Here is a 23,842-nt window from a genome sequence, read left to right on the forward strand (position 1 = left end):
GGAGACAGAAAGATGCTTCAACCGAAACGCACGAAATTCCGCAAGATGCACAAGGGCCGGATCCACGGCCTGGCAAAAGGCGGCTCCGACCTGAACTTCGGCACCTTCGGCCTCAAGGCCACCCAGCCGGAGCGTGTGACTGCACGTCAGATCGAAGCAGCCCGTCGTGCCATGACGCGCCACATGAAGCGTCAGGGTCGCGTCTGGATCCGCATCTTCCCGGACACCCCCGTCACCTCCAAGCCCACCGAAGTTCGTATGGGTAAAGGTAAGGGTTCCGTCGACTACTGGGCATGCAAGGTCAAACCCGGCCGGATCATGTTCGAAATCGACGGTGTCTCGGAAGAAATCGCACGTGAGGCCCTGCGCCTGGCGTCGATGAAACTGCCGATCAAGACCCGCGTCGTCGTTCGCGAAGACTGGTAATCGGTGGCGGGGAGAACCCCGCCCTGCGATAACGGAACCCCCGTCGCGCAAGCGGCGGGGGTTTTGCTTTGTCCGAAGGGCGCGGGCTGGCATGCTGCGGCAGGAACGCAGCGGCGGAGCAGGTGATGACGGCAGGCAAGGACCCCGGGCTGACCCGAATTCCGGCGCAGGCGCCCCGGCTGCGGCTGCTCTTTGCCGTGGGTGCGGGCGGCGACCCGATGCGCCACCGCGGCCTGCTGCAGGCGCTGGCGGCAGGGGGCTGCACTGTCCTTGCACCGCATTTCGACCGTATCACTTCGCCGGTGGCCAGCCTTCGGGACGTCGAGACACGTATCGCGGGCCTCGTGGCGGCCCTGGAAACGGAACGGGACGGGGAGGGGGCAGAGGACCTGCCGCTGGTCGGTCTCGGCCATTCCATCGGCACCGTCGCGCTGCTGGCGCTCGCCGGGGCGCGGGGCCGGGTCCTCTCGGGGGAGGGGTTCGCCGTGGCCACGTCGCTGCCCTTCCGCAGGCTTGTCCTGATGGCCCCGCCGACACGGTTCTTTGCCGTGCCCGGCGCGCTCGACCGCGTGCAGGTGCCGCTGCAGGTCTGGACCGGCGGCGCCGACCGGATCACCCCGCCCGCAATGGCACAGGCCCTGGCCGACGCGCTGTCCGGCAGGCTGCCCCTGGACCTGCGGCAGGCGCCGCGGGCGGGGCATTTCACCTTCATGGACAGGCAGCCCCCGGGGCAGGAAGAGCCTCACCCGGATCGCGCCACCTTCCTGCGGGACCTGGCCGCAGCGACCGGCGCCTTCCTGGCGGAAAGCTGAACCGCCCTGCGGCAATCGTGCAGCCCGGCGTCGCCCGCTGGGGCTTTCGCCAGGGCGCACGTCGCGCTATGGCACCGGGGAAACCATCCGGCCAGAGGTGTCCCATGCCCAAGATCCGCAACCTGTTCGCCACCCCGCTCTACCAGGCGCCCCTGTCCGAACTGGGCCCCAAGGTGGATACCGCCGAGCTGGAGGCCTCCTGCTACTCCATCGCTGAGGATGACGAGGCGGGCCAGGAATGGTGCGAGGCGAACGACTACCCCGGCTATACCTCCTATGCCTCGCTGACCGACCTGCCCTGGCGCTTCCCGATCTTCGAGGACATCAAGACGGCTCTCGACCTCCATGTCGCCGCCTTCGCGGAGGAACTGGCCTTCGACCTGGCCGACCGCCCGCTCGAGCTCGAGGATCTCTGGATCAACATCCTGCCCGAGGGCGGCACCCACAGCTCCCACATTCACCCGCATTCGGTGATCTCGGGCACGACCTACGTGGCCATGCCCGAAGACACCTCCGCGCTGAAGCTGGAAGACCCGCGCCTGCCGATGATGATGGCCGCCCCGACCCGTCGCAAGGGCGCGCCGGAGCACCTGAAGCCCTTCATCTACGTCAAGCCGGTGATCGGCGACGTGCTGCTGTGGGAAAGCTGGCTGCGCCACGAGGTGCCGATGAACATGTCCGAGGATGACCGGATCTCCGTCAGCTTCAACTACAAGTGGGCGTGACGGAACCGGGCCGGACGTAGTCCAATCAGAAACAGGCCGACCAGTAAGTCCGGCCCCCGGACCTTCCGGCCTGACCTGCGGGGCAGGGGCAACCCCGTCCCGCCGCTCCTGCCGCCACCCCAGCCCGCCTGCCTGCCCCATCCCGCCTGCCTGCCCCAGAATGTCGCAGGAAAGCCGCCATCGGCGGCCGTTCCGCCCGTGAAACGCAAAAGCGCTGGAAGACGGCGCCGGGATCGCGGATAGGGGGCAGCAGGGAGGCAATCAAAGACCGGAGCCAGCCATGGACCCCCGCAAGCTCGAAATGACCGTCCTCATGACGCCCGACATGGCCAATTTCAGTGGCAAGGTTCACGGGGGTGCCCTGCTGAACCTGCTGGACCGTGTCGCCTTTTCCTGCGCCTCGCGCTACTCGCACCAATATGCGGTGACGCTCTCGGTCGATCAGGTGATGTTCAAGGAACCGATCAACGTGGGGGAGCTGGTGACCTTCCGCGCCGCCGTCAACTACGCCGGTCGCACCTCGATGGAGATCGGCATCCGGGTGGAGGCGCAGGACATCCGCTCCGGCAAGTCGCGCCACACCAACTCCTGCTACTTCACCATGGTCGCGGTGGACGAGAACAGCAAGCCGGTCCAGGTGCCCGAACTGCAGGTGCTGACGGACGAGGAAGACCAGCGCTTCCGCGCGGCAGAGATCCGCAAGAAACTGCGCAAGGAATTCGCGGCCGAGATGCAGAAGGCCACCAAGGGCTGATCCGAATGCGTGCCCCCCGCACGGGCGCTTGACCCCGCGCCCCGGCAGGCCTATGCCGGGGCCATGACGCTGATGACCCGCACCCCCTTTGCACCGGTTTATTACCCGCTGACCTGATCAGCGGTTGCGTCATCTTGTTCTCCCGCTGCCTCCCCTGCCAGCGGCCGAACACCTCCCCCTCGATGTCCCGGACCCTGGCCCCCTTCAAGGATCAGGATCATGTCCGACATTGCTTCACCCACAATCGCCATCCTCGGCTTCGGCGCCTTCGGGCAGCTGCTGGCCCGGCTGCTGGCGCCCGATCTGCCGCTTGTGGCCTGCGATCCCGCCCCGGCCGCGCGGGGCGCGGCGCAACGCTTGGGCGTGCCCCTCCTGCCAGAGGCACAGGCGCTATCCGCCGATATCCTGATCCTCGCCGTGCCAGTGGATGCCATGGCCGGGTTGCTGGCCCGCATCGCGCCGCGCCTGCGCCCGGGGCAACTGGTCGTCGATGTCGCCTCGGTGAAGGAGGAACCGGCCCGGCTGATGCAGGCCCTGCTGCCTCCGGGGGTAGAGGCGCTGGCGACCCATCCGATGTTCGGCCCCGCCAGCAGCCGGGCAGGGGTGACGGGCGCGCAGGTGGTGCTGTGCCCCCTGCGCGGGCAGCGCTGGCGGCGGGTGGCGGCCTTTCTCAGGGCGCGCCACGGGCTGCGGCTCATCCTCGCCTCGCCCGAGGAACATGACGCCCAGGCGGCGCTCAGCCAGGGGATGACCCACCTGATCGGCCACGCCCTGCGCACGCTTGGCCCCGCGCCGCGCATCCGCACCCGCAGCTTCGACATGATGATGGAGGCGCTCGCCATGGTGGCGGGCGACGCCCCGGAGGTGTACGAGGCGGTGACGCGCGGCAATCGCCACGTCGGCCCCCTGCGCGACCGGCTCGTCGCGGCCCTGCGGGAGGGCGGATCGGGGCCGGCGGGGGCGGACCCGCTTGCAGGCAAGTAATATTGCCCTTTGCCGGTTGACGGAGGCCGGGCACGCGCGTATAGGCGACGCTCATTGTTCTTACATAACCCACCGGATTCGGGGTTACCCCTCTTAGGGGCCCCCCGGTGCAAGGAAGGAAAGGAAGCGCCATGAGCGCCAACGAGCTTCGCGAGAAGACTCCTGACCAGCTGCGTGAACAGCTGGCAGAGCTGAAGAAAGCCCAGTTCAATCTTCGTTTCCAGCAGGCCACCGGCCAGCTCGAGAACCCGGCGCAGATGCGCAAGGCCCGTCGTGACGCGGCCCGCGTTCTGACCATTCTCAACGAAAAAGCTGCAGACGCAGCCGGCGAATAAGGAGCTTTCGAATGCCCAAACGTATCCTTCGCGGCACCGTCACCTCTGACGCCAATGCCCAGACCGTTACCGTGTCCGTCGAACGTCGCTTCACGCACCCGGTTCTGAAGAAGACCATCCGTAAGTCCAAGAAGTACCGGGCTCACGATGAGAACAACCAGTTCAAGGTTGGCGACATGGTCCGCATTCGTGAATGCGCGCCCAAGTCCAAGACCAAGCGCTGGGAAGTGATGACCGCCGAGATGATCGAAGCCGATAAGATCGAGCGGGAAGAGAACGCCAAGATCCAGCAGGAGCTGGATGCCAAGCGTCATGCAGAGCACGAGGCCGCGGCTCACTAAGAGCCGGGGCCTCCCGTCGAAACCCTGGGGGGTCTAACCAGAACAACCCCCAAAGGTCGGGAGAAACCACATGATCCAGATGCAGACCAATCTGGATGTCGCTGATAACTCCGGCGCACGCCGAGTTCAGTGCATCAAGGTCCTGGGTGGCTCGCACCGTCGCTATGCGTCGGTGGGCGACATCATTGTCGTTTCCGTCAAGGAAGCCATCCCCCGCGGCCGTGTGAAGAAGGGTGACGTGCGTAAAGCCGTCGTCGTTCGCACCGCCAAGGAAGTCCGTCGCGAAGACGGCACCGCGATCCGTTTCGATCGCAACGCCGCCGTCATCCTCAACAACAACAACGAACCCGTTGGTACCCGTATCTTCGGACCGGTTGTTCGCGAGCTGCGCGCCAAGAACTTCATGAAGATCATTTCGCTGGCTCCGGAGGTGCTCTGATGGCCGCCAAGCTGAAGAAAGGTGACACGGTCATCGTCCTGTCCGGCAAGGACAAGGGCAAGACCGGCGAGATCACCCTGGTGGATCCGAAGGCCGGCAAGGCCATCGTCGAAGGCCTCAACATGGCCGTCCGCCACACCCGCCAGACCCAACAGTCGCAAGGTGGCCGCCTGCCCAAGGCCCTGCCGATCGCGATCTCGAACCTGGCGTTCGTTGACGCAAACGGCAAGGCAACCCGCGTCGGCTTCAAGATCGAAGGCGACAAGAAGGTGCGTTACGCCAAGACCACGGGGGACGTGATCGATGCTTGATACCGAAAACTACACCCCGCGTCTGAAGGCAGCCTACGCCGAGACCATCCGTGCCGCTCTGAAAGAAGAGTTCGGCTACAAGAACGAGATGATGATCCCCAAGCTGGACAAGATCGTTCTGAACATCGGCTGTGGTGCGGAAGCTGTTCGTGACACCAAGAAGGCGAAGTCGGCTCAGGAAGACCTGACCACCATCGCCGGCCAGAAGGCACTCGTCACCAAGGCAAAGAAGTCCATCGCTGGCTTCCGCGTCCGTGAAGACATGCCGCTCGGCGCCAAGGTCACCCTCCGCGGCGACCGCATGTACGAATTCCTGGATCGCCTGATCACCATCGCGATGCCCCGGATCCGCGACTTCCGCGGCGTCTCCGGCAAGTCGTTCGACGGTCGTGGCAACTACGCCATGGGCATCAAGGAACACATCGTCTTCCCCGAGATCAACTTCGACAAGGTCGATGAAGTCTGGGGCATCGATGTCGTCATCGGCACCACCGCGAAAACCGACGCAGAAGCCAAGGCGCTGTTGAAAGCTTTCAACATGCCCTTCAACAGCTGATCGCGCGAGGGAGATTTAGATATGGCTAAAAAATCCATGATCGAGCGCGAGAAGAAGCGGCAGAAGCTGGTTGCCCAGCACGCCGCGAAGCGCGCTGCACTGAAAGAGGTCATCTACGACCAGGACAAGCCGATGGAAGAGCGTTTCCGCGCGTCCCTCGCACTTGCCAAACTGCCGCGGAACTCTTCCGCGACGCGTCTGCACAACCGTTGCCAGCTGACGGGCCGTCCCCACGCTTACTACCGTAAGCTGAAGGTCTCCCGGATCATGCTGCGCGAACTGGGCTCGAACGGTTACGTTCCCGGCCTCGTGAAATCGAGCTGGTAAGGAGGGCATAGAGAATGAACGATCCTATCGGCGATATGCTCACCCGTATCCGCAACGCCCAGATGCGTGGCAAGTCCACCGTCATCACGCCGGCTTCCAAGCTGCGTGGCTGGGTCCTGGATGTGCTGGCCTCCGAAGGCTACATCCGCGGCTATGAAAGCGGCACCGACTCCAACGGTCACCCGACCCTGGAGATCAGCCTGAAGTACTACGAAGGCACCCCTGTCATTCGCGAACTGAAGCGGGTTTCGACCCCCGGCCGTCGCGTCTACATGGGCGTCAAGGACATCCCGTCGGTCCGTCAGGGCCTGGGTGTGTCGATTGTCTCCACGCCCAAGGGCGTCATGTCCGATGCAGCGGCTCGCTCCAACAATGTTGGTGGCGAAGTTCTCTGCACGGTCTTCTAAGGAGGTCTGTTATGTCTCGTATTGGTAAGAAACCGGTCGAGCTGCCCTCTGGCGTCACCGCCACTGTTTCGGGCCAGACCGTCGAAGTGAAGGGCCCGAAAGGCGCCCACAGCTTCACCGCAACGGACGATGTCACCATCGCCGTGGAAGACAACGCCGTCACCGTGACGCCGCGCGGCACCTCGAAGCGCGCACGTCAGCAGTGGGGCATGTCCCGCACCATGGTCGCCAACATGATCACGGGTGTGAGCACCGGCTTCAAGAAAGAGCTGGAGATCACCGGTGTGGGTTATCGTGCCCAGGCGCAAGGCAACACGGTCAAGCTGAACCTCGGCCTGTCCCACGACGTCGACTTCCCGGTTCCGGCCGGCGTCACCGTCACCACGCCCAAGCCGACGGAAATCATCATCGAAGGCACCGACGCCCAGCTTGTGGGCCAGGTCGCGGCGAACATCCGCGAGTGGCGCAAGCCCGAGCCCTACAAAGGCAAGGGTATCAAGTACAAAGGCGAATTTATCTTCCGTAAGGAAGGTAAGAAGAAGTAAGGACCAGACAAATGGCAAATACGAAACGTACCCTGTTTCTGAAGCGCCGTCTGCGCGTCCGGAACAAGCTTCGCAAGGTGAACTCCGGCCGCGTCCGGCTCTCCGTGCACCGCTCCAACAAGAACATCTCGGTCCAGCTGATCGACGATGTTCAGGGCGTCACCCTGGCTTCCGCCTCCTCCCTGGAAGCGGATCTGGGCTTCGTCGGCAAGAACAACGTCGAAGCGGCCACCAAGGTCGGTCAGGCGATTGCCGAACGTGCCAAGAAGGCCGGTGTGGAAGAAGCCTATTTCGACCGTGGCGGCTTCCTCTTCCACGGCTCGATCAAGGCCCTGGCAGACGCAGCCCGCGAAGGCGGCCTGAAGATCTGATCGTTGTGGCGGGGGGGACCCCGCCGCTCCGACAGCCGTAGGGCGGGGTTCACCCCGCCTTGCGTCCAATCTCCGCAGGGCGGTCCGCCGCCTTGCGACCCCGCTGCGGGCACCCCTCGTGCCCCGATGATCCGGGAGACGCCGTACTGCACGCGCCTCACCTGGATTGGACAACCGGGCGGTCAACAGGACACGCCCATGTGAAAAGGAATTGCCTCATGGCAAGAGATGACAACCGGGGCCGCCGCGATCGCGACGAAGCACCGGAATTCGCCGATCGCCTGGTAGCGATCAACCGCGTGTCCAAGACCGTCAAGGGCGGTAAGCGTTTCGGCTTCGCCGCGCTCGTCGTCGTGGGCGACCAGAAGGGCCGCGTCGGCTTCGGCAAAGGTAAGGCCAAGGAGGTCCCCGAGGCCATCCGCAAGGCGACCGAGCAGGCCAAGCGCCAGATGATCCGCGTTCCGCTGAAGGAAGGCCGCACCCTGCACCACGACATCGAAGGTCGTCACGGTGCCGGCAAGGTCGTGATGCGCACCGCACCGCAAGGTACCGGTATCATCGCCGGTGGTCCGATGCGTGCCGTCTTCGAGATGCTGGGCGTTCAGGACGTGGTCGCCAAGTCGATCGGTTCGCAGAACCCCTACAACATGATCCGTGCCACCCTGGACGGCCTGACCAAGGAATCTTCCCCGCGTCAGGTGGCTCAGCGTCGTGGCAAGAAGGTCGCCGACATCCTGCCGACCCGTGACGAAGCACCCGCTGCTTCCACCCAGGTCGCAGAAGAGGCGTAAGGAGGTCCACCCATGGCAACCATCGTCGTCAAGCAGATCGGCTCCCCGATCCGTCGCCCCGCCAAGCAGCGTGAAACGCTGATCGGCCTGGGCCTGAACAAGATGCACAAGACCCGCGAGCTGGAGGACACCCCCTCCGTGCGCGGCATGGTCAACTCGATCCCCCACCTGGTGGAGATCATCGAAGAGAAGGCCTGAGCCTTCACGGGCCCCGGCTTTGAAAGCCCCGGCTTTCAAGGTGCAGCCCGCTTCGAGACCTGACAGAACGCCCCGGCCCGCAAGGACCGGGGCGTTTTCGTATCCGGCGCATGCACCCGGCGCTCCAGTCAGGGCCTGACAAAACGGGGCCCGCCAAACCTGCGCTGCCCGCCAAAGAGGCGCCGCACAGTGCCCCTGCATCATTGCGCGCGCGCGGGCCTTTCGCGGTGACGGATGAGGTGCCATCTAATGTCCCTCGTGCCCCAACCCGGATCCGCCATGCCCCTCGACCCCGCCGCCTTCCGCCATCATCCCGGCCTGCTCGGCAAGATCCGTGACCCGGAAGACAGCTTCTTCCGGCACATGACCCCTGCCATGCTGGAAGAGCGGATGCGGGAACGCGGCGTCACCCCGATCTGGCGCTACCCCGATGAGCAGCGCGAACAGATGCGGCACGACACGCTGGCGCCCTACGCCGGGCAGGACATCTGGGTCTTCGGTTACGGTTCCCTGATGTGGGATCCGGCCATCTACTTCTCCGAAGTGCGGCGCGCGCGGCTTGCGGGCTACCATCGCAGCTTCTGCCTGGTCGATCGCAGCGGGGCCCGCGGCACGGAAGAGGCGCCGGGCGCCATGGCCGGGCTGGGGCAGGGGGGCAGCTGCGACGGGCTCGTCTTCCGCATCCCCGCCGATCAGGCGGAGCATGAAACGGAAGTGATCTGGCGGCGGGAGATGATCGCCCCCTGCTACCACGCGATCTTCGCCCCGGTGGAAACGGCCCACGGAACGGTGGATGCGCTCTGCTTCGTCGCCGATCCGGAAACCGACATGATCGAGGTGGACCTGCCCCATGATGACCGCGTGCGGTATCTTGCCACGGGCACCGGCCTGCTGGGCACCAGCCGGGAGTACCTGGAGAACGTGATCGCCGGCTGTCGCGAACTGGGGATCGAGGATCCCGACCTGGACGCGCTGCTGGCAGAGGTCGACGCCTGGCCGGGTCCCGTTCCCGGCCCGGCAGGTGCCCCCCTCGCCGAAGGCTGACGACCGAGCCGCCGCGCGGCCCCCCGCTTGACCCGGCCCCCGCTTGACCAGACCCCCGCCGCGCCCCATCTCTGTGTCAGGCAGCAAGGACAGCTCCAGCAAGGACAGTTCCAGCAAGGACGGCGCCCGTGATGGCCAGCAGAGCTCTTTCCCTCCTCGTTTCCACCCTGCTTCTGGCGGGGGCCTCCGGCTGTGCCTCCATGCCCAACCGGCCGGAATACGCGGCGCCTGCAGGCTACGCGACCTCGGGTCCCTACACGGCGGTGCACGGCACCGTCGGCGCGGGGATCACCACCCATGGCCCGGCCGCCAACGCCGACATCACCCTGACGATCTGCGGCAATTCCAGCCCGGTCAGCGTCGGCGTGCGCGGATCGGATGGCACCAACACGGTCGAGGCGCGCTGCTAGGGCAGGACCGGCCCAGCTGCCGGACCCCGCGCGAGCCTTGCATCGCGGGCCTCAACCCGCTAAATGCGCCCGGTGGCCCCTTTCGCAGAATCGGTGCCGCTGACAAATCAACCAAGAAAAGCCGTGGTCACCCTATCCGCTTCGGGGGTGTTTCCGGCAAGGAGAAGCGAAATGAAACTGAACGAACTCCGCGATAACGCGGGCGCATCCCCCAAGAAAAAGCGCGTTGCACGTGGTCCCGGCTCCGGCAAGGGTAAAACCGCCGGCCGTGGTATCAAGGGTCAGAAATCCCGCTCCGGCGTGGCCATCAAGGGCTACGAGGGCGGCCAGATGCCGCTGTACCAGCGTCTGCCCAAGCGTGGCTTCAACAAGCCGAACCGCAAGAAATTCGCCGTGATCAACCTCGGCCTGATCGCCGCCTTCATCGAAGCCGGCAAGATCGACACCTCCGCACCCGTGACCGAAGACGTGCTGATCGCCTCCGGCCTGGTGCGTCGCAAGTGGGACGGCATCCGCGTTCTGGCGAAGGGCGAAATCGCCACCGCCGTGAACCTGGAAGTGACCGGTGCCTCCAAGTCGGCCATCGAGGCTGTCGAGAAGGCTGGCGGCTCGCTGAAGGTGGCCGCCTGAGCGGATTGAGGTTGTGAGCCGCGGTCCCGCGGCTTACACCTTCCACGTCATTTCTCATCGAGCGCCGCCGGGCCAGGGGATGGCTTCGGCGGCGCTCTGCCAAGAAAGAGAGCCATATGGTATCTGCAGCAGAACAGATGGCTGCGAACACCTCCTGGGCCGCGCTCGGCAAGGCCACGGAGTTGCGCAAGCGCATCCTCTTCACCATCGGGTTGCTGATCATCTGCCGGCTGGGCACCTACATTCCCGTTCCGGGAATCGACGGCGCCGCCCTGCGGGAGTTCATGGAAGGCGCGGGCCAGGGGATCGGCGGCATGCTGTCGATGTTCACCGGCGGCGCGCTTGGCCGCATGGGGATCTTCGCCCTGGGCATCATGCCCTACATCTCCGCCTCCATCATCGTTCAGCTGATGACCGCCATGGTCCCCGCGCTGGAACAGCTGAAGAAGGAAGGCGAACAGGGCCGCAAGAAGATCAACCAGTACACCCGTTACGGGACGGTCTTCCTCGCCGCGCTGCAGGCCTACGGCCTGGCGGTCTCGCTCGAAGCGGGCGACCTTGCTTCCGATCCGGGGCTCTTCTTCCGCATCGAAGCGGTGATCACCCTGGTGGGCGGCACCATGTTCATGATGTGGCTGGGTGAACAGATCACCGCACGCGGCATCGGCAACGGCATCTCCCTGATCATCTTCGTCGGCATCATCGCCGAGATCCCGGCAGCCCTGGCGCAGTTCTTCGCCTCCGGCCGTTCCGGCGCGATCTCCCCCGGCGTGATCATCGGCGTGATCGTCATGGTGATTGCGGTCATTGCCTTCGTGGTCTTCATGGAACGCGCCCTGCGCAAGATCCATATCCAGTACCCCCGCCGCCAGGTGGGCATGAAGGTCTATGACGGCGGTTCCAGCCACCTGCCGATCAAGGTGAACCCGGCGGGCGTGATCCCGGCGATCTTCGCCTCCTCGCTGCTGCTGCTGCCGACCACGATCTCGACCTTCTCGGGCACCGATACCGGCCCCGTGATGTCCACGATCCTGGCCTACTTCGGCCCCGGCCAGCCTCTCTACCTGCTCTTCTTCGTGGCGATGATCGTCTTCTTCGCCTACTTCTACACCCACAACGTCGCCTTCAAGACCGACGATGTGGCCGACAACCTGAAGAGCCAGAACGGCTTCGTTCCCGGCATCCGCCCGGGCGCAAAGACCGCCGAATACCTGGAATACGTCGTGAACCGCGTGCTGGTTCTGGGCGCCGCATACCTCGCACTGGTCTGCATGCTGCCCGAGATCCTGCGCAACCAGTTCGCGGTGCCCTTCTACTTCGGTGGCACCTCCGTGCTGATCGTCGTCTCCGTTACCATGGACACGATCCAGCAGGTTCAATCGCACCTTCTTGCCCATCAATATGAGGGGCTCATTGAAAAATCCCAGCTGCGCGGTAAAGGTAAACGACGCGCACGCAAGGGAGGAGCTGCACGTCGATGAATATCATTCTACTTGGACCGCCGGGCGCCGGCAAAGGGACCCAGGCGGGCTTCCTCGTGGAGGAGCGGGACATGATCCAGCTCTCCACCGGGGACATGCTCCGCGAGGCCCGCACCTCCGGCACCGAAATGGGCCAGAAAGTCGCCGAGGTCATGGACCGTGGTGAACTCGTCACCGACGAGATCGTCATCGGCCTGATCCGCGAGAAGCTCGAAGGCGACTGCAAGGGCGGCTTCATCTTCGACGGCTTCCCCCGCACCCTCGCCCAGGCCGATGCCCTGGAAGAGCTGCTGGCCTCCGTTGGTCAGAAGCTCGACTGCGCGATCGAACTGCGCGTCCGGGATGAGGTTCTGGTCGACCGTATCGTCGGCCGGGCCCGCGATGCGGCAGCCGCCGGCAAGCCGGTCCGCGCGGACGACAATGCCGAAAGCCTGCAGAAGCGGCTGATGGAATACTACAAGAAGACCTCGCCGCTGCTCGGCTACTACCACGCGAAGGGCAACCTGAAGCGCGTGGACGGCCTGGCAGAAATGCCGGTGGTCAAGGCTTCCATCGCGGCGCTGCTCGACGAAGCCTGAAGACCGAAGCCTGAACGACCCCGGTCCTCGGACTGAAAATGGGCGCCCCTCCGGGCGCCCTTTTTCGTGCGCTGCCTGTGCGCCGCCTGTGCTCCGCCGGCTGCATCCGGCACGGCCGGGGCGCCCTGACGGGCTTTGTCATTTGCCTGCGGGCGGGGCAGGGGGGGCATGATCGCCCCATGACCTCGCTCCGCCACCTGCTTCCCGCCCTTCTGCTTCCCGTCTTTCTGTTGCCGGTGCCCGCGCCTGCCTCCGACGCGGCGCTTGACGACATCGCGAACCAGCCCGCTGGCCTGGAGGTGGAATGGCTCGACGATCCCGCGCTCTGTGACGCCACCCTGATCGAGTGGGAGGAGGCCGAGCCGATGGTCCTCGCCCGCGACTACCTGGGCAATCACTACGAAGGCTGTTCCTGGGAGGCCACGCCGCTGCCCTGGCCGCTGCCCGCCACGGGCAGCATCCGGATCGAAGGGGCGGAGTGCTACAGCCATGCCAGCGTGCCCAGCCGCTACTGGACGACGGAGATCGAATTCCGGCTGAACGGCGAAGACCGGATCGACATGCATGTGCCCGGGCTTTCGACCCGGAAGAAGACCTTCCATCACTGCGATCGCGGCTGATGGGGCGGGGCGCGTGATCGCCTGCGGTGCAAGCCCTTCCTCCCCGGGCCGCATCGGGGGCCGCATGAGGGGCAGGGCCTTCGCCCTGATCGCGCTCGTCACCCTGGGCACTACCCCCGTGGCGCGGGCGCAGGACGGCGCCATGTTCTACCTCTCCGACCCGGCCCGCTGCGACGGCAGCCCGGCCCCACCCGGCAGCTTTGCGCCCCTCGCGCTGACGCCCCTGTCCTTCGGTAACCTCCACTACATCTGCCGCTGGGATGACCCGCTCGCCCTGCCTCTCGCCCCGGGGCAGGGCAGGGTGATCGCGGCGGCGCGCTGCCACGACAGCCGGGCCTCGGGCCGGGTCGCCTGGGCGGGGCGGTTCACCGGCACGCTCGATCTGCGGGCCGACGGCGCGGGCAGGCTGACCGTCGTGGTGACCGGCGGGATCGGGCGGCGCGTCTCGCTGCATCCCTGCTCTTGATCCGGGCGGCCGGGCGATGTACCGTGTTGCGAACGGTCCGAAGGCGTCCTGCCCGCGACCCGATCCCCTCAGCTCCGCCGGTTCTGCCGGGCGGTGCGTCACGTAACGGTGAAAAAGGGGTTGACCCTCCGCACGATCCCCAATACGCAGCCCTATCTACGGGGGGTGGAACGATTCCCGTTTCCGCCTGCCAGATTGGAATTCAGACATGGCTCCGGGCCAACGTGCCTCGGGTCATCCTGTTGTGAAAAAAGGTTCTGGAGCTACGGAACCGCAACCGAAGGAAAGTGACCATTGGCACGTATCGCCGGCGTTAACATCCCGACTGCAAAACGGGTGCCTATCGCCCTCACCTACATCACCGGCATCGGCCCGGCTTCCGCGAAAGCAATCTGCGAAGCCGTCTCCATCGATGCTACCCGCCGCGTCAACGAACTGTCCGACGCCGAAGTCCTCGCCATCCGTGAGCACATCGACGCCAACTACACCGTTGAAGGCGACCTGCGCCGCGAAGTTCAGATGAACGTCAAGCGCCTGATGGACCTCGGCTGCTACCGCGGCCTGCGCCACCGCCGCAACCTGCCGGTTCGCGGTCAGCGCACCCATACCAACGCCCGTACCCGCAAGGGCCCGGCAAAGCCGATCGCCGGCAAGAAGAAGTAAGGGGAGATCTGACACATGGCACGCGATACCCGCCGCGGCGGTACCAAAAAGAAGGTTTCCAAGAACATCGCCGCAGGCGTTGCTCACGTTAACTCTTCGTTCAACAACACCAAGATCCTGATCTCCGACGTGCAAGGCAACGCGATCTCCTGGTCGTCCGCCGGCACCATGGGCTTCAAGGGTTCCCGGAAATCCACCCCCTACGCCGCTCAGATGGCTGCAGAAGACGCAGGCAAGAAGGCACAGGACCACGGCGTGAAAACGCTGGAAGTGGAAGTCCAGGGTCCCGGTTCGGGCCGTGAATCCGCACTGCGCGCCCTGGCCGCAATCGGCTTCAACATCACGTCCATCCGCGACGTGACCCCGATCGCCCACAACGGCTGCCGCCCGCCGAAGCGCCGCCGCGTCTGATCGGAAGTACCCAGTACGGGGGGTCGCGCCACGGCGCGGCCTCTCTTTTCGTCTTTTGAACCTCGGGCGTGCCGGCCTTCGGACATGGGGCCGGGACAGGAATTGAGGAGACACGCATGATCCACAAGAATTGGGCCGAACTGATCAAGCCGACGCAGCTTGACGTCAAACCGGGCAATGATCCCGCGCGCCAGGCGACCGTTGTCGCCGAACCGCTGGAACGTGGCTTTGGTCTGACGCTGGGCAACGCACTGCGTCGTGTGCTGATGTCCTCCCTGCAGGGCGCGGCCATCACCTCGGTGCAGATCGACAACGTCCTGCACGAGTTCTCCTCCGTTGCCGGTGTTCGCGAAGACGTCACCGACATCGTCCTGAACCTGAAGGGTGTCGCCCTGCGCATGGAAGTCGAAGGGCCCAAGCGCCTGTCGATCTCCGCCAAGGGCCCGGGCGCCGTCACCGCCGGTGAAATCGCCGAAACCGCGGGGATCGAGGTCCTGAACAAGGATCACGTGATCTGCCACCTCGACGAAGGTGCGGACCTGTTCATGGAGCTGACCGTGAACACCGGCAAGGGCTACGTCCCCGCCGACCGCAACAAGCCGGAAGATGCACCCATCGGCCTGATCCCGATCGACGCGATCTACTCGCCGATCAAGAAGGTCTCCTACGATGTGCAGCCCACCCGTGAGGGCCAGGTGCTGGACTACGACAAGCTGACCCTGAAGGTCGAAACCGACGGCTCCGTCACCCCGGATGATGCCGTGGCCTATGCCGCGCGCATCCTGCAGGACCAGCTGTCGATCTTCGTGAACTTCGAAGAGCCCGAATCCGCCGGCCGCCAGGACGAGGACGACGGTCTGGAGTTCAACCCGCTGCTGCTGAAGAAGGTCGACGAGCTGGAGCTCTCGGTCCGTTCGGCAAACTGCCTGAAGAACGACAACATCGTCTACATCGGCGACCTGATCCAGAAGACCGAAGCCGAGATGCTGCGCACCCCGAACTTCGGCCGGAAGTCCCTGAACGAGATCAAGGAAGTGCTCTCGGGCATGGGCCTGCACCTCGGCATGGACGTCGAGGACTGGCCGCCGGACAACATCGAAGACCTGGCCAAGAAGTTCGAAGATCACTTCTGAGCCGCGGAAGGTGGATTGCATCCACCCTACCCGCAGCCCGTAGGGTGGATGAAATCCACCGCTCAGCCCGGGCGACAGATCAAGAAGCCGTAGGGCGGGGATCTCCCCGCCTTTCCCGCACCAGGGCGGCACGATATCCGCCCTTTCCGAATCACCGGCGCCGGGGTAGAGCGCACGCTGCGTTTACCCGCATACGGACCGGTTTTTCGCACCGACGTGTTACAGTTGGAATACCGACGTAATACCGACGTTAATTCCGGGCCCTCAGGGTTCGTTAAGACATTTCGGGCCTGGCCCGGGATCGGGCATACCGCCCCAAGGAGAGCGGCCCCCACGCAGGGCTGCCGGACAAAGCAAAACCGCCCGTAGAGGGCACCCTAGGAGTAAGACATATGCGTCACGCAAAAGGTTACCGCCGCCTGAACCGCACCCATGAGCACCGCAAGGCTCTGTGGTCGAACATGGCAGGCTCGCTCATCGAGCACGAACAGATCAAGACCACCCTGCCCAAGGCCAAGGAACTGCGTCCGATCGTCGAGAAGCTGATCACCCTGGCCAAGCGCGGCCCCGATGATCTGCACGCCCGCCGTCAGGCCGCGTCCAAGCTGAAGCAGGACGCCCTGGTTCAGAAGCTCTTCGACGTCCTCGGCCCGCGCTACGCCGAACGTCAGGGTGGCTACATCCGCATCATGAAAGCCGGCTTCCGCTACGGCGACATGGCACCGATGGCGATCATCGAATTCGTCGACCGCGACGTCGACGCCAAGGGCGCAGCCGACAAGGCCCGCCTGGAAGCAGAGGAAGCCGCAGAGTAATCTGCGCCCCTCGGCACCGTATTGCAAACCCCCGGAAAGCCCTGCTTTCCGGGGGTTTTTGCTTGGCCGGGGTCGCGCGCGGTTCGCACAGGGGGCGGCGCCGGACCGGGCACGCTCCAAGCACGCCGAGGTGACTTTCCGTGCATGGCGCGTGCCTTGCCATTGCGGCGGGGCTGCTTCTATCTGGTGCCATGCCCGTCCCCACAGGAAAGGCCGAAAGGTGACCAGACCCCTCGCCGCGCTCTTCGTCGCACTGACCCTTGCAGCTCCCGTTGCTGCCCCCGTCGCAACCCTGGCAAAGGACCGCGTGCCGGCCTCCCAGGGGGAAATCACGCTCAGCTTCGCACCGCTGGTGAAACAGGCCACGCCCGCCGTGGTGAACATCTACGCCAAGCGGATCGTCGAAACCCGGACCTCCCCCTTTGCCAATGATCCCGTCTTCGGGGATTTCTTCCGCAATTTCGGTCCTTCCCGGCCGCGCGTGCAGAACTCCCTCGGCTCCGGCGTGATCCTGACGGATGACGGCTACGTGGTGTCGAACTACCACGTCGTCGGTCAGGCGGACGAAATCCGCGTGGTGTTGAACGACCGCCGCGAATTCAATGCCGACGTGCTGCTGGCCGACAAGGATGCAGACCTTGCGATCCTGAAGCTGGAAGGCGCAAAAGACATGCCCCACATGGACTTGCGTGACAGCGACACCGTCGAGGTGGGGGAACTGACCCTCGCCATCGGCAACCCCTTCGGCGTGGGCCAGACGGTCAGTTCCGGCATCGTTTCGGGCCTCGCGCGGTCCGGAACGGCTACGGGAAGCGAACGCGGCTACTTCATCCAGACCGACGCGCCGATCAACCCCGGCAACTCCGGCGGGGCGCTGATCGACGTGAAGGGGCGGCTGATCGGGGTGAATACCTCCATCCTGTCGCGCTCCGGCGGGTCCAACGGCATCGGTTTCGCCATCCCGGCAGGGCTGGTGAAGGAGTTCCTGAAGCAGGCAGAGAACGGTCAGACGAGCTTCCAGCGGCCCTGGGCGGGCATATCCGGTCAGCCGGTGGATGCGGACATGGCGGCCCACTTCGGCCTGGACCGGCCCGAGGGGATCGCGATCACCGACATGCATGATGCCTCGCCCTTCAAGGCGGCGGGCTTCGAAGTGGGCGATGCGATCCTCGCGGTCGACGGCTATCCCGTGTCGTCGCCTCCGGAAATGATCTTCCGCATGACGGTCGCGGGGCTTGGCAACAAGGTGACGGTAACCCGGGTTCATGAAGGCGAGACGCGCGATGTCGACGTCCTTCTGTCCGCCGCGCCCGAAGACCCGCCGCGCGCACCGCTGACCACCGCAGCCGACAGCGTGATCCCGGGCCTGGGCCTTGTCACCGTGAACCCGGGCGTCATTGCGGAATCGCAGTTGTCCTTCGACGCCACAGGCGCGATGATTACGGACCCGGGCGCGGTCGGCACCCGGGCTGGCCTGAAGGAGGGCGACGTGATCCGAGAGGTCAACGGCACGACGGTGGAAGGCGCGCAACAGGCAGCGGATGCGCTGCGTGATGCGAAGAATTTCCTGACCCTGTCGGTCCTTCGGGAGGGGCAGACCCTCAGCATGCGTTTCAGGCTCTGAATGGCGGATCTCTTCGACAGTGGACCGGAGGCTGCAGAGGCGGCAGGGGGCAGCGCGCCGCGCCCCCTGGCAGATCGCCTGCGGCCCCAGACCCTGTCGGAGGTCATCGGCCAGCGCCAGGTCATCGGCCCGGATGCACCGCTGACGGTGATGCTGGAGTCGGGCTCCTTGTCGTCCCTGATCTTCTGGGGGCCGCCCGGCACCGGCAAGACCACCATGGCGCGGCTGCTGGCCCATGAAACCAACCTGGAATTTGTCCAGATCAGCGCGATCTTCTCGGGCGTGGCGGACCTGAAGAAGGTGTTCGAGGCCGCCAAGCAGCGGCGCCGGATGGGGCAGGGGACCCTGCTTTTCGTCGACGAAATCCACCGCTTCAACAAGGCGCAGCAGGACAGCTTTCTGCCGCACATGGAAGACGGCACGATCCTCCTGGTCGGCGCCACGACCGAGAACCCCAGTTTCGAACTGAACGCCGCTGTCCTGTCGCGCGCGCAGGTGCTGGTGCTGGAACGCCTGTCGATGGAGGATCTGGAGCAGATGGCGCAGCGGGCCGAGGCGGCGCTTGGGCGGTCCCTGCCACTGACCTCCGAGGCGCGCGAGGCGCTGCTGGCCATGGCCGATGGTGACGGGCGGGCCTTCCTGAACCTGGTGGAACAGGCGGCGGCCTGGAAAACCAAGGAGCCGCTGACGACGGAACAGCTGTCGGCGCGGCTGATGCGGCGGGCGGCGAAATACGACAAGTCCGGTGATGAGCACTACAACCTCATCTCGGCACTGCACAAATCCGTCCGGGGCAGCGATCCGGATGCCGCGCTCTACTGGTTCTGCCGGATGCTGGAAGGGGGCGAGGATCCGCGTTACCTGGCCCGCCGCATCACCCGCATGTCGGTGGAGGATATCGGCCTGGCCGATCCGCAGGCACAGACGATCTGCCTGGACGCCTGGCAGGTCTACGAACGGCTGGGCAGCCCCGAGGGCGAACAGGCTCTGGCCAATGCGGTGATCTACCTGGCGCTGGCGCCCAAGTCGAACGCGACGGAGATGGCCTACATCGCCGCCCGGGCCCAGGCGCGGAAGACCGGGTCGGTCATGCCCCCCAAGCACATCCTGAATGCGCCGACCAAGTTCATGGCCGCGCAGGGGTATGGCAGCGATTACGCCTACGACCACGATGCGGAAGACGGGTTCTCCGGCCAGAACTACTTCCCTGAAGAGATGAAGCGGACGGAGTTCTACCAGCCCGTCGAACGCGGGTTCGAGCGCGACCTGAAGAAGCGGATCGAGTATTTCGCCAAGCTGCGGTCCAAGCGGGCGGGCAATCCCGGCACCTGAGGCCCAGCACCAGAGGCCCAGCACCAGAGGCCCGATACCTGAAGCCCGGCACCCGGGCGTAGGATGCAACCCAGCCAGAACCCGGCGGATCCCTTGGAAAACTTGACAACCGCGGGCCTGCGCGCGAGAGGAACGCAATGATCCTGACCGTTTTTCAAGTTGCCGCCGGGGGCGCTATCGGCGCCTCGCTCCGTTTCCTGTCGGGGGTTGCCATCGCGCGCCTCTTCGGCACCGGCCTGCCCATGCCGCTGGGGGTGATCTTCGTGAACATCCTCGGCTCCTTCCTGATGGGCGCACTGGTCGTCTTCATCGGGGAAAAGGGGCTGGGCCATTGGAACGCCTTCCTGGCGACCGGTATCTTGGGCGGCTTCACCACCTTCTCCTCCTTCTCGCTGGAAGCCTTCACGCTCTACGAGCGGGGGGAGCCGGGCCTGGCGGCCTTTTATGTCGGGATCAATGTCATCATTTCGCTCGCGGCGATCGTCGCGGGCACCTATGCAATGCGGGGTGTTTTCGCATGAGCGGCGTACAGACCATCACGATCCCCGAGGGCGACAACGACATGCGGCTGGACCGCTGGTTGCGCCGGACCTTCCCGCAGCTGACCCAGGGCCGGATCGAGAAGATGTGCCGCAAGGGGGAACTGCGCCTGGACGGTGGTCGGGTGAAATCGAACACCCGGCTGAGCCCGGGCCAGCAGCTGCGCGTGCCGCCGATCCCCGATGGAGAGGCGCCCGCACCTGCACCTGCGCCGCGCATCTCCGACGCCGATGCGGAGATGATCCGCAATGCGGTGATGTGGAAGGACGATTACATCATCGCCCTGAACAAGCCCCCGGGCCTGCCGGTGCAGGGCGGGTCGGGCCAGACCCGCCACGTGGACGGCCTCTCCGAGGCGCTGAAGTTCGGGTTGGAGGAAAAGCCCCGTCTGGTGCACCGGTTGGACAAGGACACCTCGGGCGTGCTTCTGCTGGCCCGTACGCGGGAAGCGGCGGCCAAGCTGACGGCGGCCTTCCGGTCCCGCGAGACGCGCAAGATCTACTGGGCGCTGGTCGCCGGCGTGCCGCATCCCTACATGGGCACGATCAAGTACGGTCTGGTGAAGGCCCCCGGCCACGGCAAGGGCGGCGAGGCGGAGAAGATGATCTGCATCCATCCCGCCGAGGTCGACAAGACCGAGGGTGCCAAGCGCGCCGTCACCGATTATTCCGTCCTGTGGCGGCTGGGGCAGCGTGCGGCCTGGGTCGCGATGGAGCCCGTGACCGGCCGTACCCACCAGCTGCGCGCCCATATCGCGGAGATGGGGCACCCGATCATCGGCGACGGCAAGTACGGCGGTTCGGGCCAGGAAAACCTGGGCGACGGCTGGGGCGCCCAGCTGGGCGGTGATGTCAGCCGCAAGCTGCACCTGCATGCGCGGACCCTGCGCCTGACACATCCCTTCACGGGCAAGGACCTCGACTTCACGGCGCCCATGCCCGATCACATGAAGCGCAGCTGGGATCACTTCGGCTGGTCCGAAAAGGATGTGCGCCGCGATCCCTTCGACCTGGACGAACCCCTGGGGTGAGATGATGACCGACCTGCGACTTGTGATCTTCGACGTTGACGGGACCCTCTCCGACTCCCTTGGGGACATCCATGCCTCGATGACCGAGGCCTTCACGGCCGAGGAATTGACGGTGCCGGACCGGGATCAGGTCATGTCGATCATCGGCCTGTCGCTGGACGATGCGATGCCGCTTCTGGCGAGAGAGGTCCCGCCAACCACCCATGCGCGGTTGGTGGCGGCCTACAAGGCGGCCTATCAGCGGCGCCGGCTGGATGCGGGGGCAGCGCATTCGCCCCTCTTCCCCGGCATGAAGGACCTGGTGGAGAAGCTGGCCGGCGAGTCGGAAACGCTGCTTGCCGTGGCCACCGGGAAGTCGCGGCGCGGGCTTGTCGCGCTGCTGGAAAATCACGGTCTTTCGGGCCACTTCCAGTCGATCCAGGTGGCAGATGACCATCCGTCCAAGCCGCATCCCTCCATGGTGATGACCGCCCTGGCAGAGACCGGCGTCGCGCCGGAACGCGCGGTGATGATCGGGGATACCAGCTACGACATGCAGATGGCCGCCTCTGCTGGCGTTGCGGCGATCGGCGTCAGCTGGGGCTATCATCCGGTGGAACAACTGAAGGGCGCGCGTGTCGTGGTCCGCACGCCGGATGAACTGGCGCAGGCGATCGAAACGCTGATCGGAGCAGGCGCATGAGCGAGTGGAAACCCCGCAGGTTCTGGACCAGCGCCGAAGCGGTGGCGGAGGGCGAAGGCTTTACCGTCAGGCTGGATGGCCGCCCGGTGAAGACGCCGGCGAAGGCCTCCCTGATGGTGCCGACCCGGGCCCTGGCCCAGGCGCTGGCGGCGGAATGGGACGCCCAGCAGGAGGTCGTGGATCCGGCGACGATGCCGATGACGCGGACCGCCAATTCGGCCATCGACAAGGTGTCGATCCAACGCGCCGAGGTGGCAGAGATGCTGGCAGCCTATGGTGACAGCGATCTGCTGTGCTACCGTGCCGACACCCCGGCAGAGCTGGTGGCGCGCCAGGCAAGAACCTGGGACCCGGTTCTGGACTGGGCCGAAGCGGAGCTCGGCGCGCGACTTGAGCCGCGTACGGGGATTCTTCACGCACCCCAGGACCCGCAGGCGCTGGCCCGCCTTTCAGCCCGTGTTCACGCGATGTCACCCTTCGAACTGGCTGCTTTTCATGATCTCGTTGCACTCACGGGCTCACTGATCCTGGGTTTTGCCGCTTTTTTGACCAGCTGGTCCGCTGACGATCTCTGGGCCATGTCGCGACTCGACGAGACCTGGCAGGAGGAGCAGTGGGGCACCGACGAGGAAGCTCAGCAGGTGACTGCCTTCAAAAAGACCGCATTTCACGATGCGCGCCGCTTCGTGTCGCTTTTGGCGGCTGAAAACTGATCATAAGACCATTCTGCGGTACTTCTTTTCCGTCCTCGGGCGGCCCTTCGACATGCCCATCCGTCTTCAACTGTTCGTTCGCTTTTCGTGATGAATGGGTTGACCCTTCGCGATGAATCCGCTCACTGTTTAGGCACTGTTAGGGGGAGCACCTCTAGCGCATTCATCTCCGACCCCACAAAGGGGCGGTGAACCGCCTTAGAGGACAAGGCGGAAAATCAGGAAGAGGTAAACATGAAAAAATCCGTATTTCTTGGCGCGCTGACCGTCGCCACGATGGCTGCCGGTTTCGCCGGTGCGGCCACCCTGGACGACGTCAAGGCCCGCGGTAAGCTGAATTGCGGTGTTTCCAGCGGTCTGACCGGGTTCTCTTTCCCGGACGCCTCGGGCGAGTGGGACGGCTTCGACGTCGGCGTGTGCCGTGCAGTTGCTGCTGCCGTTCTGGGTGACCCGAAAGCTGTCGAATTCGTCCCGACCACCGGCAAGACGCGCTTCACCGCGCTGGCCTCCGGCGAGATCGACCTGCTGGCTCGTAACACCACCTGGACCTTCTCTCGTGACGCCGACCTGAAGTTCACCTTCGTTGGCGTGAACTACTACGATGGTCAGGGCTTCATGATTCCGAAGGCCCTGGGCGTCTCTTCGGCCAAGGAACTCGACGGCGCGACTGTCTGCATCCAGACCGGTACCACCACCGAACTGAACCTTGCTGACTTCTTCCGCGTCAACAACATCAGCTACGAGCCGGTTCCGATCGAAACCAATGCCGAAGCTCAGCAGCAGTTCCTGGCAGGCGCCTGCGACGTCTACACCACCGACGCATCCGGCCTGGCAGCAACCCGCGCCACCTTCGAGAACCCGGGCGACTACGTCGTTCTGCCCGAGATCATCTCGAAAGAGCCGCTCGGTCCGCTTGTCCGTCAGGGCGACGACGAATGGGCTGACATCGCTCGCTGGACGCTGAACGCGCTGATCGCCGCCGAAGAACTCGGCGTGACCTCCGCCAACGTCGACGAGCTGGCTTCCGCGCCGACCAACAACCCGGAAATCAACCGTATGCTGGGCACCGAAGGTGAACTCGGCGCCATGATCGGCCTGGAGCCGACCTGGGCTGTCGCAGCCATCAAGGCCGGCGGCAACTACGGCGAACTGTTCGAGAAGAACATCGGCGAGAACACCCCGATCGGTCTCGCCCGTGGTCTGAACGCCCAGTACAAGGATGGTGGCCTGCTCTACACGCCGCCGTTCCGCTAAGATCCAACGGGGGAGGGCGCGGCAGAAGTCGCGCCCTCCCGCCATCAGCCCCAAGGGGCAATACGACCGGCCACGCGCATAGACGCATTCAAAG

Annotated in this window: 33 protein-coding genes and 1 pseudogene; all 34 read left to right on the top strand. The window is 65.1% G+C overall.

The genetic code is table 11. The features are described from left to right. The first annotated feature begins 12 nt into the window (after positions 1–12). The 34 genes and pseudogenes from rplP to AC2IR1_RS04900 all read left to right on the top strand — a co-directional run bounded on the left by rplP (position 13) and on the right by AC2IR1_RS04900 (position 23,748). Positions 13–426 (top strand): 50S ribosomal protein L16, encoded by a 414-nt coding sequence (gene rplP / locus AC2IR1_RS04735; RefSeq protein ID WP_486475128.1) that lies wholly within the window; start codon positions 13–15, stop codon positions 424–426. A gap of 125 nt (positions 427–551) precedes the next feature. Beyond that, positions 552–1,238 (top strand): alpha/beta hydrolase, encoded by a 687-nt coding sequence (locus AC2IR1_RS04740; protein WP_486475129.1) that lies wholly within the window; start codon positions 552–554, stop codon positions 1,236–1,238. 104 nt (positions 1,239–1,342) lie between these two features. Then, entirely contained in the window at positions 1,343–1,963 is a 621-nt protein-coding gene (locus tag AC2IR1_RS04745; RefSeq protein WP_486475130.1) for a TIGR02466 family protein, read from the top strand. Between the two features lie 280 nt (positions 1,964–2,243). Beyond that, the gene (locus tag AC2IR1_RS04750) at positions 2,244–2,717 is read left to right on the top strand and encodes an acyl-CoA thioesterase (protein ID WP_486475131.1); all 474 of its coding nucleotides are present in this window, start codon (positions 2,244–2,246) and stop codon (positions 2,715–2,717) included. A 219-nt stretch (positions 2,718–2,936) separates the two neighbouring features. Then, positions 2,937–3,701 (top strand): prephenate dehydrogenase/arogenate dehydrogenase family protein, encoded by a 765-nt coding sequence (locus AC2IR1_RS04755; protein WP_486475132.1) that lies wholly within the window; start codon positions 2,937–2,939, stop codon positions 3,699–3,701. A gap of 131 nt (positions 3,702–3,832) precedes the next feature. Beyond that, positions 3,833–4,036 (top strand): 50S ribosomal protein L29, encoded by a 204-nt coding sequence (gene rpmC / locus AC2IR1_RS04760; protein WP_486475133.1) that lies wholly within the window; start codon positions 3,833–3,835, stop codon positions 4,034–4,036. Positions 4,037–4,047: 11 nt separating this feature from the next. After that, positions 4,048–4,275, top strand: a pseudogene (rpsQ, locus tag AC2IR1_RS04765) (30S ribosomal protein S17); the annotation flags it as partial. A 172-nt stretch (positions 4,276–4,447) separates the two neighbouring features. Beyond that, entirely contained in the window at positions 4,448–4,816 is a 369-nt protein-coding gene (gene rplN / locus AC2IR1_RS04770) for a 50S ribosomal protein L14 (RefSeq protein ID WP_009574016.1), read from the top strand. Beyond that, complete coding sequence (gene rplX, locus AC2IR1_RS04775) at positions 4,816–5,127, top strand: 50S ribosomal protein L24 (RefSeq protein ID WP_486475134.1); 312 nt, start codon at positions 4,816–4,818, stop codon at positions 5,125–5,127. Before rplN ends, rplX begins: the two co-directional genes overlap by 1 nt. Then, complete coding sequence (rplE, locus tag AC2IR1_RS04780; protein WP_486475135.1) at positions 5,120–5,683, top strand: 50S ribosomal protein L5; 564 nt, start codon at positions 5,120–5,122, stop codon at positions 5,681–5,683. The genes rplX and rplE overlap by 8 nt, the downstream gene beginning before the upstream one ends. Positions 5,684–5,704: 21 nt before the next feature. Further along, positions 5,705–6,010 carry a 30S ribosomal protein S14 gene (gene rpsN, locus AC2IR1_RS04785; RefSeq protein ID WP_486475136.1) on the top strand — a complete coding sequence of 102 codons (306 nt, stop codon included), beginning with the start codon at positions 5,705–5,707 and terminating at the stop codon, positions 6,008–6,010. Positions 6,011–6,024: 14 nt separating this feature from the next. Then, a complete protein-coding gene (rpsH, locus tag AC2IR1_RS04790) occupies positions 6,025–6,417 on the top strand; it encodes a 30S ribosomal protein S8 (protein WP_486475137.1) in 393 nt (130 codons plus the stop codon). Between the two features lie 11 nt (positions 6,418–6,428). Further along, positions 6,429–6,962 (top strand): 50S ribosomal protein L6, encoded by a 534-nt coding sequence (gene rplF / locus AC2IR1_RS04795; RefSeq protein WP_486475138.1) that lies wholly within the window; start codon positions 6,429–6,431, stop codon positions 6,960–6,962. An 11-nt stretch (positions 6,963–6,973) separates the two neighbouring features. After that, positions 6,974–7,333: a 50S ribosomal protein L18 gene (gene rplR, locus AC2IR1_RS04800; RefSeq protein WP_486475139.1), complete on the top strand. Its 360-nt coding sequence runs from the start codon at positions 6,974–6,976 to the stop codon at positions 7,331–7,333. A 218-nt stretch (positions 7,334–7,551) separates the two neighbouring features. Next, a complete protein-coding gene (gene rpsE, locus AC2IR1_RS04805) occupies positions 7,552–8,124 on the top strand; it encodes a 30S ribosomal protein S5 (protein WP_486475140.1) in 573 nt (190 codons plus the stop codon). 12 nt (positions 8,125–8,136) lie between these two features. Continuing rightward, positions 8,137–8,322 (top strand): 50S ribosomal protein L30, encoded by a 186-nt coding sequence (gene rpmD, locus AC2IR1_RS04810; RefSeq protein ID WP_486475141.1) that lies wholly within the window; start codon positions 8,137–8,139, stop codon positions 8,320–8,322. Between the two features lie 279 nt (positions 8,323–8,601). Next, a complete protein-coding gene (locus AC2IR1_RS04815; protein ID WP_486475142.1) occupies positions 8,602–9,366 on the top strand; it encodes a gamma-glutamylcyclotransferase in 765 nt (254 codons plus the stop codon). Positions 9,367–9,497: 131 nt separating this feature from the next. Further along, a complete protein-coding gene (locus AC2IR1_RS04820; RefSeq protein WP_486475143.1) occupies positions 9,498–9,776 on the top strand; it encodes a hypothetical protein in 279 nt (92 codons plus the stop codon). A gap of 171 nt (positions 9,777–9,947) precedes the next feature. Continuing rightward, positions 9,948–10,406 (top strand): 50S ribosomal protein L15, encoded by a 459-nt coding sequence (gene rplO, locus AC2IR1_RS04825; RefSeq protein ID WP_486475144.1) that lies wholly within the window; start codon positions 9,948–9,950, stop codon positions 10,404–10,406. A 116-nt stretch (positions 10,407–10,522) separates the two neighbouring features. Further along, on the top strand, positions 10,523–11,887 hold the full coding sequence (gene secY, locus AC2IR1_RS04830) for a preprotein translocase subunit SecY (RefSeq protein ID WP_486475145.1): 1,365 nt from the start codon (positions 10,523–10,525) through the stop codon (positions 11,885–11,887). Further along, a complete protein-coding gene (locus AC2IR1_RS04835) occupies positions 11,884–12,465 on the top strand; it encodes an adenylate kinase (protein ID WP_486475146.1) in 582 nt (193 codons plus the stop codon). The genes secY and AC2IR1_RS04835 overlap by 4 nt, the downstream gene beginning before the upstream one ends. 179 nt (positions 12,466–12,644) lie before the next feature. Next, positions 12,645–13,085, top strand: a complete 441-nt coding sequence (locus AC2IR1_RS04840; RefSeq protein ID WP_486475147.1) for a hypothetical protein — start codon at positions 12,645–12,647, stop codon at positions 13,083–13,085. Positions 13,086–13,149: 64 nt separating this feature from the next. Then, on the top strand, positions 13,150–13,551 hold the full coding sequence (locus AC2IR1_RS04845) for a hypothetical protein (protein ID WP_486475148.1): 402 nt from the start codon (positions 13,150–13,152) through the stop codon (positions 13,549–13,551). A gap of 294 nt (positions 13,552–13,845) precedes the next feature. Further along, complete coding sequence (rpsM, locus tag AC2IR1_RS04850) at positions 13,846–14,214, top strand: 30S ribosomal protein S13 (RefSeq protein ID WP_486475149.1); 369 nt, start codon at positions 13,846–13,848, stop codon at positions 14,212–14,214. A gap of 15 nt (positions 14,215–14,229) precedes the next feature. Further along, positions 14,230–14,625, top strand: coding sequence for a 30S ribosomal protein S11 (rpsK, locus tag AC2IR1_RS04855; protein WP_486475150.1), 396 nt, complete (start codon positions 14,230–14,232; stop codon positions 14,623–14,625). 116 nt (positions 14,626–14,741) lie between these two features. Then, the gene (locus AC2IR1_RS04860) at positions 14,742–15,758 is read left to right on the top strand and encodes a DNA-directed RNA polymerase subunit alpha (protein ID WP_486475151.1); all 1,017 of its coding nucleotides are present in this window, start codon (positions 14,742–14,744) and stop codon (positions 15,756–15,758) included. 392 nt (positions 15,759–16,150) lie between these two features. After that, a complete protein-coding gene (gene rplQ / locus AC2IR1_RS04865) occupies positions 16,151–16,573 on the top strand; it encodes a 50S ribosomal protein L17 (protein WP_486475152.1) in 423 nt (140 codons plus the stop codon). 220 nt (positions 16,574–16,793) lie between these two features. Beyond that, a complete protein-coding gene (locus tag AC2IR1_RS04870) occupies positions 16,794–18,197 on the top strand; it encodes a trypsin-like peptidase domain-containing protein (protein ID WP_486475153.1) in 1,404 nt (467 codons plus the stop codon). Next, positions 18,198–19,529 (top strand): replication-associated recombination protein A, encoded by a 1,332-nt coding sequence (locus AC2IR1_RS04875; RefSeq protein ID WP_486475154.1) that lies wholly within the window; start codon positions 18,198–18,200, stop codon positions 19,527–19,529. Between the two features lie 137 nt (positions 19,530–19,666). Beyond that, on the top strand, positions 19,667–20,050 hold the full coding sequence (crcB, locus tag AC2IR1_RS04880) for a fluoride efflux transporter CrcB (protein ID WP_486475155.1): 384 nt from the start codon (positions 19,667–19,669) through the stop codon (positions 20,048–20,050). Further along, positions 20,047–21,099, top strand: a complete 1,053-nt coding sequence (locus tag AC2IR1_RS04885) for an RluA family pseudouridine synthase (protein WP_486475156.1) — start codon at positions 20,047–20,049, stop codon at positions 21,097–21,099. The genes crcB and AC2IR1_RS04885 overlap by 4 nt, the downstream gene beginning before the upstream one ends. Positions 21,100–21,103: 4 nt before the next feature. Then, complete coding sequence (locus tag AC2IR1_RS04890) at positions 21,104–21,781, top strand: HAD-IA family hydrolase (protein ID WP_486475157.1); 678 nt, start codon at positions 21,104–21,106, stop codon at positions 21,779–21,781. Then, positions 21,778–22,494, top strand: coding sequence for an ATP12 family chaperone protein (locus tag AC2IR1_RS04895; RefSeq protein ID WP_486475158.1), 717 nt, complete (start codon positions 21,778–21,780; stop codon positions 22,492–22,494). Before AC2IR1_RS04890 ends, AC2IR1_RS04895 begins: the two co-directional genes overlap by 4 nt. A gap of 234 nt (positions 22,495–22,728) precedes the next feature. Next, positions 22,729–23,748: an amino acid ABC transporter substrate-binding protein gene (locus tag AC2IR1_RS04900; protein ID WP_486475159.1), complete on the top strand. Its 1,020-nt coding sequence runs from the start codon at positions 22,729–22,731 to the stop codon at positions 23,746–23,748. Positions 23,749–23,842: the final 94 nt, after the last annotated feature.

Source organism: Pseudooceanicola sp. NS-SX8 (assembly GCF_057380755.1).

Coding starts and splice junctions, on each gene's coding strand:
- AC2IR1_RS04890 (WP_486475157.1), top strand. CDS start 21,104: ATGACCGACCTGCGACTTGTGATCTTCGACGTTGACGGGACCCTCTCC.
- rplR (WP_486475139.1), top strand. CDS start 6,974: ATGGCAAATACGAAACGTACCCTGTTTCTGAAGCGCCGTCTGCGCGTC.
- AC2IR1_RS04750 (WP_486475131.1), top strand. CDS start 2,244: ATGGACCCCCGCAAGCTCGAAATGACCGTCCTCATGACGCCCGACATG.
- rpmC (WP_486475133.1), top strand. CDS start 3,833: ATGAGCGCCAACGAGCTTCGCGAGAAGACTCCTGACCAGCTGCGTGAA.
- AC2IR1_RS04755 (WP_486475132.1), top strand. CDS start 2,937: ATGTCCGACATTGCTTCACCCACAATCGCCATCCTCGGCTTCGGCGCC.
- rplF (WP_486475138.1), top strand. CDS start 6,429: ATGTCTCGTATTGGTAAGAAACCGGTCGAGCTGCCCTCTGGCGTCACC.
- rplO (WP_486475144.1), top strand. CDS start 9,948: ATGAAACTGAACGAACTCCGCGATAACGCGGGCGCATCCCCCAAGAAA.
- rpsK (WP_486475150.1), top strand. CDS start 14,230: ATGGCACGCGATACCCGCCGCGGCGGTACCAAAAAGAAGGTTTCCAAG.
- AC2IR1_RS04745 (WP_486475130.1), top strand. CDS start 1,343: ATGCCCAAGATCCGCAACCTGTTCGCCACCCCGCTCTACCAGGCGCCC.
- rplX (WP_486475134.1), top strand. CDS start 4,816: ATGGCCGCCAAGCTGAAGAAAGGTGACACGGTCATCGTCCTGTCCGGC.
- AC2IR1_RS04815 (WP_486475142.1), top strand. CDS start 8,602: ATGCCCCTCGACCCCGCCGCCTTCCGCCATCATCCCGGCCTGCTCGGC.
- rpsN (WP_486475136.1), top strand. CDS start 5,705: ATGGCTAAAAAATCCATGATCGAGCGCGAGAAGAAGCGGCAGAAGCTG.
- rpmD (WP_486475141.1), top strand. CDS start 8,137: ATGGCAACCATCGTCGTCAAGCAGATCGGCTCCCCGATCCGTCGCCCC.
- AC2IR1_RS04845 (WP_486475148.1), top strand. CDS start 13,150: ATGAGGGGCAGGGCCTTCGCCCTGATCGCGCTCGTCACCCTGGGCACT.
- AC2IR1_RS04820 (WP_486475143.1), top strand. CDS start 9,498: ATGGCCAGCAGAGCTCTTTCCCTCCTCGTTTCCACCCTGCTTCTGGCG.
- rplP (WP_486475128.1), top strand. CDS start 13: ATGCTTCAACCGAAACGCACGAAATTCCGCAAGATGCACAAGGGCCGG.
- AC2IR1_RS04885 (WP_486475156.1), top strand. CDS start 20,047: ATGAGCGGCGTACAGACCATCACGATCCCCGAGGGCGACAACGACATG.
- AC2IR1_RS04895 (WP_486475158.1), top strand. CDS start 21,778: ATGAGCGAGTGGAAACCCCGCAGGTTCTGGACCAGCGCCGAAGCGGTG.
- rpsE (WP_486475140.1), top strand. CDS start 7,552: ATGGCAAGAGATGACAACCGGGGCCGCCGCGATCGCGACGAAGCACCG.
- rplE (WP_486475135.1), top strand. CDS start 5,120: ATGCTTGATACCGAAAACTACACCCCGCGTCTGAAGGCAGCCTACGCC.
- rplQ (WP_486475152.1), top strand. CDS start 16,151: ATGCGTCACGCAAAAGGTTACCGCCGCCTGAACCGCACCCATGAGCAC.
- AC2IR1_RS04860 (WP_486475151.1), top strand. CDS start 14,742: ATGATCCACAAGAATTGGGCCGAACTGATCAAGCCGACGCAGCTTGAC.
- AC2IR1_RS04740 (WP_486475129.1), top strand. CDS start 552: ATGACGGCAGGCAAGGACCCCGGGCTGACCCGAATTCCGGCGCAGGCG.
- crcB (WP_486475155.1), top strand. CDS start 19,667: ATGATCCTGACCGTTTTTCAAGTTGCCGCCGGGGGCGCTATCGGCGCC.
- AC2IR1_RS04840 (WP_486475147.1), top strand. CDS start 12,645: ATGACCTCGCTCCGCCACCTGCTTCCCGCCCTTCTGCTTCCCGTCTTT.
- rplN (WP_009574016.1), top strand. CDS start 4,448: ATGATCCAGATGCAGACCAATCTGGATGTCGCTGATAACTCCGGCGCA.
- AC2IR1_RS04900 (WP_486475159.1), top strand. CDS start 22,729: ATGAAAAAATCCGTATTTCTTGGCGCGCTGACCGTCGCCACGATGGCT.
- AC2IR1_RS04835 (WP_486475146.1), top strand. CDS start 11,884: ATGAATATCATTCTACTTGGACCGCCGGGCGCCGGCAAAGGGACCCAG.
- secY (WP_486475145.1), top strand. CDS start 10,523: ATGGTATCTGCAGCAGAACAGATGGCTGCGAACACCTCCTGGGCCGCG.
- rpsH (WP_486475137.1), top strand. CDS start 6,025: ATGAACGATCCTATCGGCGATATGCTCACCCGTATCCGCAACGCCCAG.
- AC2IR1_RS04875 (WP_486475154.1), top strand. CDS start 18,198: ATGGCGGATCTCTTCGACAGTGGACCGGAGGCTGCAGAGGCGGCAGGG.